General features: G+C 54.3%; 11 protein-coding genes and 1 riboswitch. Of the genes, 4 read left to right on the forward strand and 7 right to left on the reverse strand.

Translation table 11 applies throughout. The features are described from left to right. The first annotated feature begins 626 nt into the window (after window positions 1–626). Window positions 627–1,124: a preQ(1) synthase gene (gene queF, locus KJS42_RS04540; RefSeq protein WP_193415461.1), complete on the forward strand. Its 498-nt coding sequence runs from the start codon at window positions 627–629 to the stop codon at window positions 1,122–1,124. A 54-nt stretch (window positions 1,125–1,178) separates the two neighbouring features. Next, window positions 1,179–2,153 (forward strand): 2-hydroxyacid dehydrogenase, encoded by a 975-nt coding sequence (locus KJS42_RS04545; RefSeq protein WP_213622059.1) that lies wholly within the window; start codon window positions 1,179–1,181, stop codon window positions 2,151–2,153. Between the two features lie 142 nt (window positions 2,154–2,295). Here the strand turns inward: KJS42_RS04545 and KJS42_RS04550 are convergent, their stop codons facing one another. Then, window positions 2,296–2,877 (reverse strand): PadR family transcriptional regulator, encoded by a 582-nt coding sequence (locus KJS42_RS04550; RefSeq protein WP_213622060.1) that lies wholly within the window; start codon window positions 2,875–2,877, stop codon window positions 2,296–2,298. Between the two features lie 6 nt (window positions 2,878–2,883). Next, window positions 2,884–4,404 carry an MDR family MFS transporter gene (locus KJS42_RS04555; protein ID WP_280516396.1) on the reverse strand — a complete coding sequence of 507 codons (1,521 nt, stop codon included), beginning with the start codon at window positions 4,402–4,404 and terminating at the stop codon, window positions 2,884–2,886. Window positions 4,405–4,550: 146 nt separating this feature from the next. Here KJS42_RS04555 and KJS42_RS04560 point away from each other — a divergent pair, with 146 nt between their 5' ends. Further along, a complete protein-coding gene (locus KJS42_RS04560; RefSeq protein WP_213622061.1) occupies window positions 4,551–5,636 on the forward strand; it encodes a M24 family metallopeptidase in 1,086 nt (361 codons plus the stop codon). A gap of 266 nt (window positions 5,637–5,902) precedes the next feature. Continuing rightward, on the forward strand, window positions 5,903–7,594 hold the full coding sequence (locus KJS42_RS04565) for a methyl-accepting chemotaxis protein (protein ID WP_193415464.1): 1,692 nt from the start codon (window positions 5,903–5,905) through the stop codon (window positions 7,592–7,594). A 73-nt stretch (window positions 7,595–7,667) separates the two neighbouring features. Here KJS42_RS04565 and KJS42_RS04570 read toward each other — a convergent pair whose 3' ends face one another. From KJS42_RS04570 to cobT, 5 genes are all read right to left on the reverse strand, one after another. Further along, window positions 7,668–8,819: a KamA family radical SAM protein gene (locus tag KJS42_RS04570; protein ID WP_213622062.1), complete on the reverse strand. Its 1,152-nt coding sequence runs from the start codon at window positions 8,817–8,819 to the stop codon at window positions 7,668–7,670. Between the two features lie 167 nt (window positions 8,820–8,986). Beyond that, window positions 8,987–9,129: riboswitch (cyclic di-AMP (ydaO/yuaA leader) on the reverse strand. Between the two features lie 23 nt (window positions 9,130–9,152). Further along, entirely contained in the window at window positions 9,153–10,730 is a 1,578-nt protein-coding gene (locus KJS42_RS04575) for a cobyric acid synthase (RefSeq protein ID WP_213622126.1), read from the reverse strand. A 259-nt stretch (window positions 10,731–10,989) separates the two neighbouring features. Next, window positions 10,990–11,844, reverse strand: coding sequence for an adenosylcobinamide-GDP ribazoletransferase (gene cobS / locus KJS42_RS04580; RefSeq protein WP_213622063.1), 855 nt, complete (start codon window positions 11,842–11,844; stop codon window positions 10,990–10,992). After that, a complete protein-coding gene (gene cobU / locus KJS42_RS04585; protein WP_213622064.1) occupies window positions 11,841–12,434 on the reverse strand; it encodes a bifunctional adenosylcobinamide kinase/adenosylcobinamide-phosphate guanylyltransferase in 594 nt (197 codons plus the stop codon). The genes cobS and cobU overlap by 4 nt, the downstream gene beginning before the upstream one ends. Continuing rightward, window positions 12,431–13,519 carry a nicotinate-nucleotide--dimethylbenzimidazole phosphoribosyltransferase gene (gene cobT / locus KJS42_RS04590; RefSeq protein ID WP_213622065.1) on the reverse strand — a complete coding sequence of 363 codons (1,089 nt, stop codon included), beginning with the start codon at window positions 13,517–13,519 and terminating at the stop codon, window positions 12,431–12,433. The genes cobU and cobT overlap by 4 nt, the downstream gene beginning before the upstream one ends. Window positions 13,520–13,529: the final 10 nt, after the last annotated feature.

A 13,529-nucleotide genomic window follows, 5' to 3' on the forward strand; every position in this document is an offset into this window, starting at 1 on the left:
GTTCAAAAATCAGCCTTGGATCACGAAGGGGTTCGAGGAGGCGGTGGCGGCGGCGAATCTTAAATTCAGCCGAGACCTCCGTTGCTCACGTAGCCTCCTGCTACGCTGTGCTACTCCGTCTCTAGTTTCATCCAACCTTCTCGGTGCTCCAAACCCGATTTTTGAACCTTTATTGAGGCGGTAGTTCAAAAATCGGCCTTGGATCACGAAGGGGTTCGAGGAGGCGGTGGCGGCGGCGAATCATTAATTCAGCCGAGACCTCCGTCCACTCACGTAGCCTCATGCTACTTAGTCTCGGGAAACGCTGGCTTCCGCCCCGCCTTCTCGCGGCTAACGGACCCCAGAGACGTTATTTGAGGCTCCAAGGGCATTTTCCGATTCTAACGGACTGAGGAGACCTTATTTCGAAGAAACGCAGCAAATCGGCTGCGATTATGACCCAATAAGGTCGCTGGAGTCCGTTACAGCGGGAAATGACCGGGAAATAGGCAAATAAGGGCTGTACGGTCCGTTAGAACCAGCCATCAAACGTTTTGCGCACTAAACACAGAACGGAAGCGCAAATTGCAAAGCACACGAAGCGACGCTAGAAACACGAAATGAATATATTAAAAGGAGGGCCTCCCATGGCCGGAAGAAACCGCGAAGAAATGCAGGACGTCACGCTGCTGGGCAACCAGGGTGTGAAATATCCTTTTGACTATGCGCCTGAGGTACTGGAGAGCTTTGATAATAAGCACCCGTACCGCGATTATTTTGTAAAGTTCAACTGTCCGGAATTCACCAGCCTATGCCCGATCACCGGGCAGCCTGACTTCGCCACCATCTATATCAGCTACATTCCCGACATCAAAATGGTGGAAAGCAAGTCGCTCAAGCTGTATTTGTTCAGTTTCCGCAATCATGGTGATTTCCACGAGGACTGCGTCAACATCATCATGAACGATCTGATCAAACTCATGGAGCCTAAGTATATCGAGGTTTGGGGCAAATTCACACCGCGCGGCGGCATTTCCATCGATCCCTACTGCAACTACGGCCGTCCCGGCACCAAATATGAAGCGATGGCTGAACATCGCCTGATGAATCACGACATGTATCCGGAGAAGATCGATAACCGCTGATCAATCCCTTGGCTTGAATCATTCAGACCTTCCCATTCGAGAGAGGAGTACATCATGAAACCGAAAGTGTTTATCTCCCGGCCGATTCCCCCGGAAGTTGAGAGCTACCTTGCCGAGCATTGCGAAATCCGCAAATGGCAGGGAGACGGGCCAATGAGCCGTGCCGATCTGCTAGCCAGTTTGAGCGACGCCGAAGGCCTGTTAACCGCAGATCGCAGTATCAATCAGGAACTGCTGGACCATGCACCTAAATTGAAAGTCGTCAGCAATATCAGCGTGGGCTATAACAACTTTGATCTGGATGCGATGAAAGCCCGCGGCGTGATGGGGACCAACACGTCAGCCGTCCTGAACGACACGGTCGCCGATCTCATCTTTGCCTTAATGCTGGACGTTGCCCGCCGAATATCCGAGTTGGACAAATACGTCAAGGCCGGGTTATGGAAACGCGGCGATGGCCAAAACCTGTTTGGCCTGGACGTCCACCATAAGAAGCTGGGTATCATCGGGATGGGTGAAATCGGCGAAGCCGTTGCCCACCGGGGGCAATTTGGCTTCGGAATGGATGTGTTGTACCACAACCGCAGCCGCAAGCCTGAGGCTGAAGCCAAGCTGGGCGCCGTTTATCGCTCCTTGGACGAATTGCTGCAGGAAGCGGATTTCATCGTGCTGATCACGCCGCTCACGCCGGAAACGCGAAAGCTGATCGGTGGGCGTGAATTTGCCTTAATGAAGCCGACGGCCGTATTCGTTAACGCCTCGAGAGGGGCTACCGTTGATGAACAGGCGATGACCGCCGCTTTACAGAACGGACAAATTTACGGTGCGGGACTTGATGTGTTCGAGAAAGAGCCCATCGATCCGGACCATCCGTTGCTGAAGTTGCCCAACGTCGTGACCTTGCCGCATATCGGTTCAGCGACGGACCAGACCCGCCGGCAGATGGCGATGCGAGCTGCCGAGAACCTGGTTGCCGCACTTGAAGGACGGACACCGCCAAGTCTGGTCAAGGAACTGCGGCCTGACTGACCAAGCCTAAGGCAGTCCATCGCAGGCTCATAGGCTTAACCCAGCAGGACCACTTCCTGATGAACCCTCTCCTCCTCGAACAAACTAAAGAAACTCCCCGAATCCCGTAAGCGAAAATCGCCTGTGGGATTCGGGGAGTTTCTTATTCTTCATCGTTCAACAAATCGGCCGGGTCCCTGTCGCCCAATCGCCCAGCTTTGGCATCCGCATATAGCCGGCGCAGCCAGGAAAGCTCCGTTTGGGCGTGCTCGTAACGGCCGGCCATCAGATGCAGCACGCTTCGCGGCACGATCCCGCGATGCTCTTCGTAGACCTGGTAGCTTAAATTTACCTGATGTTCCGCTTCCCGAATGCGAGCCTGCAGCAAGGCAACGATCTTGTCGCGATCCCCGTGTCTAGCGAATACCAAGGCGACATGCAGCGGATGATAACCGGACACTTCCTCTTTAAAACGGTCGACCAGCAGCTTGTGAAAATACCCCCGGCCTTCGTCCGTAATCCGGTACACCTTCTTGTCCGGACGTCCATCGGTCTGGATCGTCTCCACCGCTTCGATATATGCTTCTTTGGCTAACTGGTCGACCGCGTAATACAGCGATCCAATTTTAAAGTTGCCGTGATGGTCGAGGAATCGATCCCGGATGCGAATCAGCATTTCGTAAGGATGTTGGTCTTCCTCGAGCAGCAGACCCAGAATGCAGAGGCGGATAGCCAAACCCTTCATGCTCGCTTACCCCTGCTGGTTCGAAGGATTGACTGCCGCACGCTCAATCCGGTCCTTTGGCATCGCGATCACGACCAAGACCGCGCAGACGGTCGGAACCAGTGCCCACATAAAAGTGTGGGCGATCGAAGAGGACAACGCCTCGGTGATTTTATCCAAAATCTCTGGGGGAATCAGCGCCCTTTTCTCCGGACTTAGCGCCTCTCGGGTATCCCCGAAATTCGCCCCGCCTTGTCCCATCCCGGCAAACGCGTCCGTCATCGCCCCCGACATCAAGTTGCGCTGCACGATGCCAAAGATCGTAATCCCCAGCGTCATCCCCAGGGAACGGAGGAACGAGTTCGTTGACGTCGCCGCTCCACGCTGCCGCATGTCGAAATGATGTACGGACGCCATGCTAAGCACCGAGAAGGAGAATCCTACGCCAAAGCCCGTTAGAATACTGTATACCGTAAGCAGTAAACGAGACGTATCGTTTGTCAGCGTGCTTAACGCAAAGATCCCACCGACGAAGCAAACGACCGACAAGGCCATCACCGTGCGGTAAGGAATGCGCGAAGCCATCATCCCGCCCAGCATGCTTCCGATCACCGAGCCGATCATCATCGGCATCAGAATAATGCCGGAGTTGGTCGCCGAACCGCCGTATACCCCTTGCACGAAGATCGGGATGTACACCGTAGCGACGATAAATACACTCCCGTAAAATAAAGCCAGCAAACAGCTAGTCGCATAAAGCCGGTTTTTGAACATATCAAATGAAATAATCGGCTCCTGCGCTTTCGTTTCGAGCCGCAAGAACGCAACGAAGAGCACGGCAAATCCCGCGAACAAGCCCAGGATAACGCCAGAATTCCACGCGAATTTCTCACCGCCCAGCTCCAACGCAAACATCAGGCACACCACTGCTCCGACCAAGGTAAACGCCCCGCCCCAGTCGATCTGCTGCTTCGCGTGTGTGAGCGACTCCTTATAGTAGATGATAATCATCACCAGAGATACGATCCCAATCGGCACGTTGATGTAAAATACCCAATGCCAGCTCAGCGCATCCGTGATGAAGGCACCCAGCAGCGGGCCGAAAATACTGGACGTACCAAATACAGCGCCCATCAGTCCGGTCATTTTCCCACGCTTCTCCACTGGGAAGATGTCATAAATGATCGTAAACGCAATCGGCATCAGCGCGCCCCCGCCGATCCCTTGGATCGCCCGGAAGATGCTGAGTTGCACAATACTGCCGGCAAGTCCGCATAGTATAGATCCAAGCAGGAACATCACGATGCCAAACAGGAAGAAGCGCTTCCGACCGTACATATCCGACAGCTTGCCGAAAATCGGCGTCCCCGCCATGACCGTGACCATGTAGGCTGAAGTCACCCAAACGAACTGCTCCATCCCGCCGAGATCGGCAACAATTGTCCCCATCGCCGTCGTGACAATCGTGTTGTCCATCGCCGACATTAAAATCGCGAGCATCAATCCGACTAGGATGAGGCGCGTATGATCTTTCTTTTCTGCAACCAATATTTTCTCTCCTTCGTTCTTATTCAAATTTGAATATATGACCTCTTTCTATTTTATTGAAAATATCTAAAAAGTAAACATTTTGATAAAATTTCGCTTTGTCCTATAATGAAACAAGAGATCGAACGAAAGGAAGTTTTTTCAAAATGAATGAAAAATGGACCGAATTAGAACGCAAAATGCGCGAATCCGGCGTTAGCACGCTGCTAATTACAGATCCGAAGCATGTGTATTACCTAACGGGCTTTTTGAGTAATCCGCATGAACGCTTTCTCGGCGCCGTCCTCCAAGCTGGAAGCGAGCCCTTCCTAGTTGTCCCGGCACTCGATGAGGAAGCGGCCCGCAAAGCGGCTGACCTTACGGAAATTCTCACTCACGGCGATACGGATGATCCTTATGCTCTCCTTAGCCAGCGGCTGACTGGCGCGCTTGGAACGATCGGCTTCGAGAAAGAGCAGGTATCCGTGGCTAACTTTGAGCGCATGCAGGAGAAGCTTACGTTCTCCAGATATATGGATGTAGGACCTTGGCTCCGAGATATGCGGGTACGCAAAAGCTCGGGAGAGGTCGGCAAAATCAAGCATGCCGTACATTTGATCGAACAGGTGCTCAGCGAATCGCTCCGGAAAGTGAAGGAAGGCGTGAGCGAAAGCGAACTCGTCGCCGAAGTGGAGTATCAAATCCGCAAGCTTGGCGCGGACGGCCCTTCCTTTGACTCGATGGTGTTGTCCGGTGAAAAGACGGCCCTACCGCACGGGGTTCCCGGCGATCGGTTGATCCGACGCGGCGATTTGCTTATGTTTGACATCGGCGTTTATGCGGACGGCTACGCTTCGGATATCACCCGTACCTTCGGAGTCGGCGAGCTCTCCGGCGAACTGGTACGCATTTATGAGACTGTGCTTGCCGCCAACAAAGCGGCGATCGCCGCCATCAAGCCAGGCGTCACCTTCGCCTCCATCGATCGCGCCGCCCGCGAAGTCATCGAAGCCGCCGGCTATGGTCCTTATTTTATCCACCGGCTTGGGCATGGGCTCGGGATCGACGTTCACGAGTTCCCTTCCGTTCATGGGGAGAATGAATTTTTGCTGGCGGAGGGCCACGTCTTTACCGTTGAACCAGGGGTTTATGTGCCAGGACTCGGAGGAGTTCGCATCGAAGATGATGTTCTGGTTACCGCAATTGGCGTGGAAGTGCTAACGGCATATCCCAAGCAGTTAACTTATATCTAACACATCATGTCATCTTATTTTATTGAGAAACCTTGCGGTCGCGAATGTGCCGCAAGGTTCTTTTTTTCTTTTTTTCCGATAGATTTAGTACATTATTCATGAAAATTATTGCGAAAACCAAAAAAAGTACGACTTTTTCGTTTTCAAAGGACATTTTTTCCTATAAAATGATTCTTATGAACCATTGGTTAAAAAAAAGAGAAACCCCAGGTTCGGTCACATGCATCGATAAAATCCATTATTTAAGGGGAACGGAGAGGATTTTCGTGTTCAAGGTCATTAATCGCTCCATTAGCCGCAGACTTATGAGTACCTATGCGGTGATCATTGTCGTATCATCTCTTTTGTTTAGCGTCAGCTTTTATAACATTTCAATGGGGATCATTAATCAAAATGTGCTGCCGCAGTTCGACAAGGTGCTGCAGACCAGTACACAGGATATCTTCAAGCGGCTAGATACGACCCAAGCCCTGCAATTACTTAGTGGGAAAGATAATTCACGTTTTACGGTGGAGACGTATTTGACGAAAAGTGCCAAGGACTTCAATTTGAGCACTGCTTATCTGCTCCAGATTCAAGAGGATGGCGCTGCCGTTTTGGCCGCGAACGAAAATTCCGGCATGAAACCGGGTGACAAGTTGGATCTCCAACCGGCCATGTCCGAGGCATCTAAAGGCGGGGTACAAATCAGCGAGTTATATTCCGACCAATTCGGCTCGCACAAAACAGCCTTTATCGCGATCCCCGGCAGCAAAGCGATGTTGGCCGTAGGCCTTGACGCCACCTTCATCGATCAGAAGAAGGACCAGATTTTATACATATGTATCGGTATCACCCTGCTCGTCATTATCGCGGGAATGGCGGCGGCATACTTTGTCAGCGCGCGAATCACAAAACCGATCAAGAAACTGGTGGCGATTACGGAAAAAATGGCCGGCGGCGATTTCCGCCAAACGGTCGAGGTGAAGGGAAATGACGAAGTTGCCCAACTAGCCGGCAGTTTCCGGACAATGACCAATCAGCTTAAGGACATGTTCGCCGCTGTCATGGAAACGTCTCACGCGGTCGTAGGCGGCTCGGAAGACTTGTCCCGATCGGTTATAACGTTTGAGGATTTGATCTCGCGTTCGGGTGCGGCCACTCGGGAAATCGAGACTGGCAGCATCACGATTGCCTCCGCCGCAGCTGAAAACGCCCGGGCGATGGAAGAAATTTCGCAAGGCGTGCAGCATATCGCCGCTTCGTCCGGCGAAGTCACCGAACGGATCGGACAAGCTGCCGATGAAGCTGGCACCGGCAATACGTTGGCGCAGACGGCCGTGATGCAAATGCAGAACGTGGAAGATGCAGCCAATCGGACGCTCGAGCATATTCGCACGTTAAACGATCGCTCCGAATCGATTTCGAACGTTGTAGGAACGATTACCGAAATCACGAAGCAAATCAATATTTTGGCCCTCAACGCAGCGATCGAAGCCGCACGGGCCGGCGAGCACGGGAAAGGATTTGCTGTCGTAGCGGAGGAAGTTCGTAAGCTGGCCGAGCAATCCCGCCTGGCGATGGAGGAAATCGGGGAGAATCTGCTCAGCATTCGAGAAGAATCGGAAAATTCCGTCAGCGCGATGCAGCGCGCTAGCGAGGAAATCGTCTCCGGGACCGAGCGCGTGAAGCAAGCCGGACAAGCCTTCGAACAATTGACGGAACTCATTCAGAACGTCAACTTGACGATCCAATCCGTTTCGGCATCCACGCAGGAGGTGTCCGCCGGAACCGAGGAAGTGACCGCTTCCGTTGAAGAGTCGGCGAATATTACCGCTAAATCGTTGGCCAATATGGAGCAAATCGCCGAATATTCGCAGCAGCAGCTCAGTGAAATGGAAAGCCACGCCCGAACAGTTCGTTCGCTGCATGAACAGGCGTTGTCGCTGCAAGAATCGATTGCGAAATTCCGGATTTAACCGGAGTTTAGAGAAAAAAACGTACCCTTACCGCCTCCCTTTTACGGAGCCGGCGGTCAGGGTACGTTTTGTTTTACCCGGTAACGGACATTTCGTTGAAGGAGACGGCTTCGTCTTGCCTCCGCTCCGGTTTCCTCCAGTAGGCTTCGTTGCCCGGCAGGTCATCGAACCAAGCAGCCTCGTCCGGACAAGGCAAAATCATGAACTTGCCGTAATCATTGTCTCGCGACTGATGATATTTGAGATAAGCCTGGCCGTCTTCGATTGCGAGGATTTCGATTTTTCCCGAAGAGTGACTCATCGACAAGCGCACGCGCTTGCCCAGGCCCGAAGTGCGGGCCTTCGCTTCCTCAACCAGCTGGTACGCCCTTTTCAGCGGAATGACAAAATCGGCATTTCCGGCAACTGGCCGGTTGATGAAGAAATAATAGGGTGTGACGCCTGCCCAGGACAACCGATCCAGCAATTCGCCAAGCACGGCCGCATCGTCGTTAATGCCTTTGAGGATCGGCGTTTGATTGACCACTATAGCCCCGGCGTCGTGCAACGCCTGAAAGCCTCGTTTGGCCTCAGGGGTCATTTCGCGCGGATGATTGATATGCGCCATGACATAAATACGTTGGTCTACGGTGGAGAATTCCCTGATCAGATCCAGCAGCTCCGGATCTTCATAAATGCGCATGGGATTAAAAACGGGGATTTTCGAGCCGAGGCGGATGATTTTCACATGTTCAATGGCTCGCAGCTGTTCGAGTATAGTACGCAGCTTCCTCGTAGCCAGGATCAGGCTGTCACCGCCGGTCAATAAGACGTTGTTGATCTCGGGATGCTGAGCGATGTACTCGATGCCGGGCGTCACATCCGACATCGCCTCCTTCACATCGTTGCGGAACAAGCGTTTGCGGAAGCAATAGCGGCAGTAGGAGCCGCAAACCTCGGAGACGATCAACAGAGCGGTCGTCCGGTATTTGTGCTGACAGCCGGGAACCGCATAGTTCGTCGCCTCGTCGGAAGCGTCCCAACGCCCGTATTCCTTAAGCTCTCCCGTATTCGGGATCACCAGCTTGCGGATTGGGTCTTCCGGATCGTTCCAGTCGATCAGATTCAAATAGTAATCATTTACCCGAAAGACGAATTTGTCTGTAATCGGTTTCAATTCCTGACGCTCCTGTTCGGACAATTCGCTCACCTTGGCGATGTCGGTGATGTACTTCGGATTTGCCATAATCATCTCCTCCTTAAATGGGATCGATGCGTAAAGAAGTAGCGGTAGCGGGAAACCTTGCAGTGAATGCGAGTACTCCGCCGAATGCTCGGGTCATATCCCTTGAGAAGCACAAAAAGACCCCGCTCAAATAAACAGGGTCATTAGTTGATGACTGAACATATTTAAGATGACCCATCCACTGCAAACGAGGTTAGCTGACGGGCTCGGGAAAGATGGTTCCCTACGTTAAAACTAGCAACGATTCGCCCCAAAAAATGGTTCCCCCGCTTTTCGACTTTACTCATCGAAAATTAAGCGTACTATCATGCTACCTTAGAATCGCCTGATTTGTCAAAGCTTACCTTCTTCCGCGCTCGGCCGAATTCCGGAAATTTCGTAGACCAGGTCCATCCGCAAATGGCTGCGGACTACATCAGCCAGCCGGTTGAAGGCTTCCTCCTTCCGCGAGAAGGACGCAAAAGTGGTGCCCAAAGGTTCCAGTCCTTTGCTTGTACGAAGCCCATCCAGCCAGGCGCGCCGCCAGGTATCATTGTGGAACAAACCGTGTAGATACGTTCCGAACACTCTCCCGTCGGCTCGGACTGCGCCTTCCGGATGCGGGACGTCCTCCGCTCCCCCCTGCCTTGGCTCCATCCCTTCGGCTTGTAACATAAACAAAGGACTGATGTCCCGAAGGAATTGGGTCTCGCCAGCATGGATCTCATAGCCTTCTATCGGCAATCGACGATCCGAAAGATGCAGCGGAACTGGCAGGTTGTCTATCGTTTGGCCATAAACGCGAACGGTCCTTTTGCCCGGAATGAAGGTTGTTGTTAAAGGTAGCAAACCAATTCCTATCGCCGTTCTCACTTGTCCGGATTCTACCGCGTCTGGATCATGCAATTGCTCTCCCAGCATTTGATACCCACCACAAATGCCGACAAGCTGGGCTTGGGTATTCCCTTCGATCAAACTGCAAATTGCTCCCTCCAGCCCTTGCTCCCGCAGGAATGTTAAATCCCCGATCGTATCCTTGGTTCCCGGTAAAATCACGGCATCCGGATGTCCAAGTTCCGAAGGTTTACTCACGTAACGCAGTGACACATCCGGTTCAGCAGCCAAAGGTGCGAATTCGGTAAAATTAGAAATTCGCGGGTAACGAATGACCGCGATATCCAGCACCTTACCGGCAGCCTTCTCTGAGCGGGGGACATAAGTATCCAGAACAACGGAATCCTCTGCTTCAATATCCAGATCTGGCAGGAATGGGAGCACGCCTAACACAGGAATCCCGGTCCGCTGCTCCAGCCAATCCAGCCCGGGCTGCAGCAGGGACAAGTCGCCGCGGAACTTGTTGATCATGAACCCTTTGACTCGAGCTCGTTCGTGCGGCTCCAGCAGCTCCAACGTGCCGACGAGAAAGGCAAATACGCCGCCACGGTCGATATCGCCGACCAAAATGACCGGAGCATCCGCCCACTCAGCCAAATTCATATTGACGATATCCCGCTGCTTCAGGTTGATTTCCGCCGGGCTGCCAGCCCCCTCCATGACGACGATGCCGTGCTTCTCGCGCAGCCTTCCAAGCGCTTCCACCACCAGCGATTTGGCATGGGGCAGGAACTCCTCGCGATAGTCCGATGCGCTGAGATGCCGGTAAGGACGCCCGTGAACGACGATTTGCGAATGCATCTCACCCGTTGGCTTGATTAACACCGGATTCATGTCCGTGGTGGCGTCGATCCCGCAAGCCTCCGCCTGGATTCCTTGCGCCCGACCGATTTCGAATCCGTCTGGTGTAACATAGGAGTTCAGAGCCATATTCTGCGACTTAAACGGAGCTGGATGAAGCCCGTCCTGCGCGAAAATACGGCATAATGCCGTCACGATGACGCTTTTACCCACGTCCGATGCCGTGCCTTGGATCATCAGCAACGCGCTGGCCGGAGCCGGGGCATCAGAATCTGCGCCAGTAACTTCAAACTCGTCAAGCCTTTTGTTCACTTTAGCCTCCACTCCTTTCCGAATCGTGAGATTTGTTCCTCTGCAGGCTGCTTTGCCCGATTATCCCTTTCATTAAGGGTGGGGGCCCTTGTATTGTTATCGTTATTAGCACCCTGAGCCTAAGGGATAATGGTGCAAAACCTCGGTTGGGACACGGACTTGCTATGACATTAACATCTAGGCCTTACCGCAAAATCAACACGGCGAGCAGAAGCAGGACAGCCTCCAGCCCTTCACCAAGCGCACCGTATGTATCCCCAGTCAAACCGCCCAGTTTGGCACTGATCCGACGGGCCGCCCAGGTGCCCGCTGCCCAGGCAATCAAAGGCGCCGCAACGATATATAATAGCGAGCGAAGCAATGCGGTTTCGTCAGCTCCGCTCAGCGACAGGAGCAGGGTTAGCAGCAGCACCATGACCGTAAGCGTAACCGCCATCATAGTGCCTCCCCAGGCATCCCGCTCACCAAAGCCGTGAAACTGCGCGGCTAATCCCTCACCTTGCCGAGCCTTCGGCCATCGAAACATCGCACGGCTCATAAACCAGCGGCTCCATAAAGGGGCCATCAGCAACGCGAGCCCCGTTGTCAGCCTATCTCCTTGGAGGAGGGGTGCCAACAACGAGGCCTTAAATAAGAGCAAGAGAACACACGCCAACACGCCCATTGCGCCAACCCGGCTGTCTTTCATAATCTCTAGCATCTTCTCGCGTGGCCGGTAGCTCAGCAATCCGTCAGCCGTATCCATCCAACCGTCCAGATGCAGCCCTCCGGTTAACCAGACCCAAAGGATTAAGGCGAGTATGGCTGCCGGAAGCGGCGGAAGCAGCCAGGCGGCGAGCCAGCCCCCTACCCAGACGGCGACGCCGATCGCCGCTCCCACAAGCGGATAATAAGTGGTGCTGCGTCGCAACAGGTCCGGCGTAAATTCCAGTTCGGCCCGAACCGGGAAGCGGGACAGGAATTGGAATGCGGCCAGCAACGGTTGCAGGACGCCGGACTTGGCACTCCGGGGATTAATATCGCGTTTCGATTCGGTCATAAGCGATACTCCCGGCTTTTCAATTCGATGGGGATTCCGGCAGTGACCAGAAAGACCTGATCCGAAATTGACGCTATTGTCCGGTTCAGCAGCCCTGCCCAATCCCGGTATTGCCGACCTAACGGATACTCGGGTACGATGCCGCTGCCCACCTCGTTGGTCACCATCACCAGCGTACCGGGGAAAGCTTCGATTGCGGCGATCAGCTGCTCGATTTCTCGCGCCAGCACGCTGTCGGAGGTATCCTGACCATCGCCTGCGCCCAGGAGCACGTTCGACAGCCACAGGGTCAGACAGTCGACCAGCACGATCGGGCTAGCGACCTCCGATGCCGATTTCTCTCCTGTTATAACGGGCTGCTCACTCAGCTCGTACAGCAGATTGGCCAGACCAAGCGGCGCTTCATGTGTTGTCCAGGCAAACCCGCTTTGCTCCCGCTGGAGACGGTGCAGGTTGATCCGGGCTTTCATCTCATCGTCAAACGCTTGCGCCGTCGCAACATACCCGGCCGATTTTGCCTGTTTCATCACCCAGCGTTCGGCGAACGTGCTTTTGCCGCTGCGGGCGCCGCCGGTCACCAGGATCTTCATCGTGCGATCTCCCCGTTATCCCCGCCATGCCCGCCATCTGCGACGCCTGCGCTCTCAAACGTCGCCATCTCGGCCACGATGCGGCAAGCCGCGTCGATGAGATGCAGCGCCAGCACGCCGCCCGTGCCTTCACCCAGCCGCATGTCCAACTCCAGCATCGGGTTCAGCCCGAGCTCCTGCAGGAGCGCGCGGTGTCCCTGCTCGTGAGAGACGTGCGAAGCGATCAGAAACCCAGCTGACTCCGGCTTCATGCGCACCGCGAGCAACGCAGCGACGGTCGAAATAAATCCGTCGATCACAACCGGGCAGCGCCGGGCGGCGGCCCCCAGGATAACGCCGGTTAATCCAGCGATTTCAAGTCCGCCCACCTTAGCCAGCACATCCAGCGGATCGTCCGCATTGGGGCGATTTGCTTCCAGCGCCCGCTCCACGACGGCGATCTTATGCCGCAGTCGTTCATCGTTGACTCCGGTCCCGCGTCCAACGCTTTGCTGCGGCACAACTCCAGTCAGACTGCTCATGATCGCAGCGCTAGCTGTGGTGTTGCCGATGCCCATCTCCCCGGTAACGAACATTCGAACGCCTTGGGATACCGCGTCATCGACGACTTGAGCCCCCACTCGGATAGCGGCTTCGGCTTCTTCTCGGCTCATCGCCGGTCCATTGGCCATGTTCCCGGTTCCGTAACGCAGCTTCCGCTGAACAAGAGACGGATGCGATAACTCTGCATTAACCCCGATATCCACGCAAACGACGTCAGCCGAAGCTTGACGCGCCAGCACATTCACCGCCGCACCTCCAGCCAAAAAGTTGTGTACCATCTGCGGAGTCACTTCGGCCGGAAATGCGCTGACCCCTTCCTCACAGACGCCGTGATCCGCCGCCATGACGATCACTGAACGTTTCCGGAACGCGGGTTGGACCTCTCCCGTGATGCCCGCCAGCTTCACGGCCAATCCTTCCAGCTTCCCGAGACTCCCCGGAGGTTTCGTCAAACGGTCCACATGGGCGCGGGCCGCCGCCATCGCGACTTCGTCCAGCGGGGTTATCGCTTGTGTCAGTTGTCCTATTGAATCGTATCCCATCATGCATTCC

The organism is Paenibacillus sp. J53TS2 (genome assembly GCF_018403305.1).
Lineage (GTDB): Bacteria > Bacillota > Bacilli > Paenibacillales > Paenibacillaceae > Fontibacillus > Fontibacillus rhizolycopersici.

Excerpts from the sequence above, each read along its gene's own strand:
- queF (WP_193415461.1), top strand. The coding sequence starts at position 627 with ATGGCCGGAAGAAACCGCGAAGAAATGCAGGACGTCACGCTGCTGGGC.
- KJS42_RS04545 (WP_213622059.1), top strand. The coding sequence starts at position 1,179 with ATGAAACCGAAAGTGTTTATCTCCCGGCCGATTCCCCCGGAAGTTGAG.
- KJS42_RS04550 (WP_213622060.1), bottom strand. The coding sequence starts at position 2,877 with ATGAAGGGTTTGGCTATCCGCCTCTGCATTCTGGGTCTGCTGCTCGAG.
- KJS42_RS04560 (WP_213622061.1), top strand. The coding sequence starts at position 4,551 with ATGAATGAAAAATGGACCGAATTAGAACGCAAAATGCGCGAATCCGGC.
- KJS42_RS04570 (WP_213622062.1), bottom strand. The coding sequence starts at position 8,819 with ATGGCAAATCCGAAGTACATCACCGACATCGCCAAGGTGAGCGAATTG.
- KJS42_RS04575 (WP_213622126.1), bottom strand. The coding sequence starts at position 10,730 with ATGATCCAAGGCACGGCATCGGACGTGGGTAAAAGCGTCATCGTGACG.
- cobS (WP_213622063.1), bottom strand. The coding sequence starts at position 11,844 with ATGACCGAATCGAAACGCGATATTAATCCCCGGAGTGCCAAGTCCGGC.
- cobU (WP_213622064.1), bottom strand. The coding sequence starts at position 12,434 with ATGAAGATCCTGGTGACCGGCGGCGCCCGCAGCGGCAAAAGCACGTTC.
- cobT (WP_213622065.1), bottom strand. The coding sequence starts at position 13,519 with ATGGGATACGATTCAATAGGACAACTGACACAAGCGATAACCCCGCTG.